The 3,852-nt window shown below is 62.0% G+C and carries 5 protein-coding genes and 1 pseudogene; all 6 read right to left on the reverse strand.

From position 1 onward, the window contains the following. Positions 1–155: 155 nt before the first annotated feature. Positions 156–440 carry a DUF2312 domain-containing protein gene (locus AAFO90_RS24205; protein WP_347511103.1) on the reverse strand — a complete coding sequence of 95 codons (285 nt, stop codon included), beginning with the start codon at positions 438–440 and terminating at the stop codon, positions 156–158. 78 nt (positions 441–518) lie between these two features. Next, positions 519–902 (reverse strand): annotated as a pseudogene (locus AAFO90_RS24210) (DNA translocase FtsK); the annotation flags it as partial. A 184-nt stretch (positions 903–1,086) separates the two neighbouring features. After that, positions 1,087–1,386 carry a hypothetical protein gene (locus tag AAFO90_RS24215; protein WP_347511099.1) on the reverse strand — a complete coding sequence of 100 codons (300 nt, stop codon included), beginning with the start codon at positions 1,384–1,386 and terminating at the stop codon, positions 1,087–1,089. Further along, entirely contained in the window at positions 1,383–2,381 is a 999-nt protein-coding gene (locus AAFO90_RS24220) for a helix-turn-helix domain-containing protein (protein ID WP_347511100.1), read from the reverse strand. Before AAFO90_RS24220 ends, AAFO90_RS24215 begins: the two co-directional genes overlap by 4 nt. After that, positions 2,378–2,929, reverse strand: a complete 552-nt coding sequence (locus tag AAFO90_RS24225; RefSeq protein WP_347511101.1) for a hypothetical protein — start codon at positions 2,927–2,929, stop codon at positions 2,378–2,380. Before AAFO90_RS24225 ends, AAFO90_RS24220 begins: the two co-directional genes overlap by 4 nt. A 2-nt stretch (positions 2,930–2,931) precedes the next feature. Beyond that, on the reverse strand, positions 2,932–3,465 hold the full coding sequence (locus AAFO90_RS24230; RefSeq protein WP_347511102.1) for a class I SAM-dependent methyltransferase: 534 nt from the start codon (positions 3,463–3,465) through the stop codon (positions 2,932–2,934). Positions 3,466–3,852 lie beyond the last annotated feature (387 nt).

Genomic DNA, 3,852 nt, shown 5'->3' on the forward strand with positions numbered 1-3,852 from the left:
CCCTCACGGGCATGCTGGCTGCGGGTGAGTTCGGTCCAGGCCATCGTGGTCTCCGTTCAGTGTCGTACCCGAACAGAAACACAACCTCCTGAACTCACTCAATTAGTTTCAAATCGGGCTCTCAAAGGCTGGGCGTTCTGGCTCATGTGCTGCCCTCACATGCCCAGCGCTTCTTTGTACATGTCGAGCACCGCCTCTTCCTCGGCAATGTCGTCCTTGTCCCGCTTACGCAGGGCGATAACCTTCCGCAGAACCTTGGTGTCGTATCCGCGCGCCTTGGCCTCTGCCATCACCTCTTTCTGCTGTTCGGCGATATCCTTCTTTTCCGCGTCCAGGCGCTCGAACCGTTCGACGAACTGGCGCAGCTCTCCCGCGTTTGCGCGATATGCTGAACTCTCGGCCTCTTCCCGTACCTGCCTGTCAGCGTCGGTTTCCCGCATATGGGTGTCTTTCTGACCGGCCGCGTGCAGGCCTGCCATTTCGAGCAGACGCGCGGGAACCTCTGTCGCGACGATCTCGCGGCGCCCTACGTGGTCGGATGCGGTGACGATCCCCAGCTCTTCCAGCGCCTCGAGCAGGCGGGCGGCCTTGTTGTATCCGATGGCAAGGGAACGCTGCACATAGGAGGTGCTGGCCTTCTGGTCCTGAATGAGGATTTGCGCGGCCTTGGCGAGCAGAGAGAAATCAACGGGCGTCTTGCTCAACTCGTCGTAAACGTCGGGGCCCTTGTATGTGGTATTGCCAACCGAAATTGAAATCCCGTTGCCAAGATCCGCATGGTTCGGGTCTGCCTTCTGGATCGGGCCGATGATTGCCTTGATCGCCGCCGTTTTGTCCTCGCTCTCGCGGATCTCTGACCAGCGCGGCGCCAGGGCGGCCCAATAGGCGTTTACGTCGGCCATATCCGCCAGCCGGTCCCGAAGAGACGGGGCAAGGTCAAGTAAACGCTCACAGCGCCCGAAATCAGCCCCGTCAAGGGGGTAAGCGCCAGTTTGACGACCCGACCCCGCCAAGCGGGCCGCGATGGCCTTTGCAGAGGCTCCATTGCCCCCTTCTTCCTTCCAGAGGTCCAGACCCGGTATTTGATCAAGCACGGCGTTTCCTTTCCTGTTCAGCCTTGAGGCGCTGGCCTGCGAATTTCAGGGCGCTTGCCATGTCTCCGGCGTGGGGGTGTTGGTGAGGCTTCCGGCTCAGCCAGTTTTGTGTTCGCCAGCCTTCGCGGATCTCGTCGATGGAGTTGAACCGCGCGCTGCGCATGACGGTCTTTTCCGGTCCCTTGCTGGGCTGCGGGGCGCGGATCACGCAGTCGCCCAGCGCGATATCGACAGTCACGACAACATCGCCGAAACGGTGCCCGTGGGTGTCGGGGTCTGCGTGAACGCTCATTCCGCCACCTCGAACATCGCTACCGCATCGGCGTCGCTGATTTTCAGCCCAGCGCGGCGGCAGTCTGCGGCTGACACCTTCCCGGCACGGATGCACTTCGCTGCCGTGTCGAGGCTGATCTTGCCATAGAAGAAATGGTCCATATCAACGCTGCGGATGGTCTTTGCCCAATGCTCGACGAAATCAGCGTCGGACGCGCTGGGCGTGGCTGTCTGGGCCGGGATGTAGGCCCGCCAGAAGCCATCCTCGAAAAACCGATCACTGCGGCGGATGTAGCGCGGAGCGTTGCCCTGCTGCTCGGCTGCATAGGCCTCGGCTGCGGCAAGGATCTGGTCGGCAGTGGCCCCGGCTTCCAAGGCCCTGCTGATCGCCCGGCGTGTCGCCTTCGCTGTCGCCAGCTTGGGAAACACCCGCTCGAAGTCCTTCAACAAATCATCCGAACAAACATCCGTTGAGGGCGCGGATTGGTCCGCGCAACTTGTTTGTTTTTCTTTTTGTTTGTTGTTCTTTCTTAAGGAGCCGGTTTTACCGGCGGGCGGGTTCAACCGGCGGGCGGGTTTTTCCGGCTCACGGTGAGGCGTTTGTGGCGCTGTTTCACCGGTAGCCGGTTTTTCCGGCTCACGGTGATTATCGCAATCCCCTGCATCTTGTGGATCGTCACCCCCTGCGTCCACTTCATCTAGTGGCTGCGGCTCGTCGAAGACCTCCCAGATATAGCCCTCAAGGCGCCCGTTTTCGCCATTCTTGGCATGGACGCGCAGATATCCGGCGTTGATCACCTCGCGGCGGATGCGCTGCCACTTGTCCTTTTTGCAGCCAAGAATCCGCTGACACTCCGACACGTAGAACGTCCAACTGTCAGAGCACGACATGATGTAAACCAGCAGCATCCGCGCTTCTGGCGAGATCGTCACATCGCGGATCAGCGAGTTCGGGATGGTCGAGAATGCCGTGCGGCGGCGGATGCTGACCGATGGTTCTTTCTTCGCCGTCATGACCGCCCCCAGATCCGCGCAATGGCGCGCGAGAACAGGTTTCCGACGCGGGCAGCGGCAGGAGCGGTCGAAGCGACTGCCTGCTTTACGTTTTGCGATAGCTCTTGATGCTGCGTGAACCTAGCGCCAGACGGCAGCGCGACGTATTCCACGCCCATTCCATCCCGCAGCCCATCAAGCGCGCTGGCGAGCGAACGATCCTGAAAATCCATGAGGCTATCCGCAAGGTCGACGGCGCTCCGCCGGTCGAGGCGCAGCCAGATCGGCGGACCATTCTCGAGGCTGAACGAAATCACCTGCTCCCCGGTTTCGGGATAAACGCGGGTCACGCCGCGCAGCGATGCATTGACGGCGTTCGGGCTTCCTGCTGGATGCGGCTTGGGTTCTGGCCACGAAAAGCCGTGCAGCTTTTCTCCTCTGCCGGGCGGTTCCTTCAAGATCTCGTGCGTCAAAGCCTTCACGCGTTGCGTCTCGGCGTGTTCGGCGCGGGTGTCGCGCCTTTCCTGCGCATCCCTTACGGCTGCACAGGCCTGCTCTCTGGGATTCATGGTTAGACCCTCCCTATGAACTCGGTGCGCCCGTGGCCCTCTGCTGTGAACAGATGCCAGGCGCAGTTGTCTTTTCCGGTGTGCTTGCTGCCCTCGATCCACTTGACCCGCCCGACCGATACGATCTTGCGGCAGTGGCGCAGGTACGGGCGCGCCTGCATTGTGTGGCACCAGTCCGCATCGAACAGGAGCCAAGTCGGGCACATCGCCGCCCAACGCAGAATGAGCTGGTGAAGCAGCTCGCGCGTCCATGGCGGGTTAGTGATGATGAAATCCAGCGGGCGACCGGGACGGATGGTCGGCGACCAGGTCAATGCATCGCCATGCATGACGTCGCCGCGCGCTGGGTTGATATCGACGGCCCCGGCACAGGTGCCCCCGATCCGCGCGAGGAAGTCGACCAGGCGCCCGTTTGCGGCGCAGGGTTCGACGAACCGGAACCGGGCGGGCAGATGCGGCGCCAGTATCGGCACCGGCCCCCAGGGCGTGCGGTAGAGGTCGTTTTTCCTGCGCTTGAAGGAGCTGCGCTTACCCATGGGCCGCACCTCCTGAGAATGGCTGACGGTGACGGGAAAACCCGCCTCTGGCGCCCGCCCGCGCCCCGGTGATCGCACTTGTCAGGCCTACTTCTGCCCTCAGGCCGCGCCGGGTCCCGACGTCAGCACGATTTTGGTGTTCCGCTGTCCCGTGATGTTCAGCGTGAAAGTCCCCCGGCGCTTGTCCGGTGTTGCGCGGCGAGGAAGCAGCCCCGCCGCGCGCATTCATCACACCCAAGGAGAACGAAACAGCGTGATGAAGCAGTGTCCCAACGATTGGTGTAATTTCCGCCGTTAGCGCGGGCTGAGCGGAGCCTTTTCGTAGCGAAGCGAGGCCCGCGCGGGCCGCTTGGCGGCCACGGTTGTTCTTCGGCTAAAGTTTGGTTT

Source organism: Phaeobacter sp. CAU 1743, assembly GCF_039839315.1.
In the GTDB taxonomy this organism is placed as follows: Bacteria; Pseudomonadota; Alphaproteobacteria; order Rhodobacterales; family Rhodobacteraceae; genus Phycobacter; species Phycobacter gallaeciensis_A.

Bases quoted from the DNA above. Each gene is read 5' to 3' on its own strand.
- AAFO90_RS24205 (WP_347511103.1), bottom strand. From the start codon at position 440: ATGCGGGAAACCGACGCTGACAGGCAGGTACGGGAAGAGGCCGAGAGT.
- AAFO90_RS24225 (WP_347511101.1), bottom strand. From the start codon at position 2,929: ATGAATCCCAGAGAGCAGGCCTGTGCAGCCGTAAGGGATGCGCAGGAA.
- AAFO90_RS24230 (WP_347511102.1), bottom strand. From the start codon at position 3,465: ATGGGTAAGCGCAGCTCCTTCAAGCGCAGGAAAAACGACCTCTACCGC.
- AAFO90_RS24220 (WP_347511100.1), bottom strand. From the start codon at position 2,381: ATGACGGCGAAGAAAGAACCATCGGTCAGCATCCGCCGCCGCACGGCA.
- AAFO90_RS24215 (WP_347511099.1), bottom strand. From the start codon at position 1,386: ATGAGCGTTCACGCAGACCCCGACACCCACGGGCACCGTTTCGGCGAT.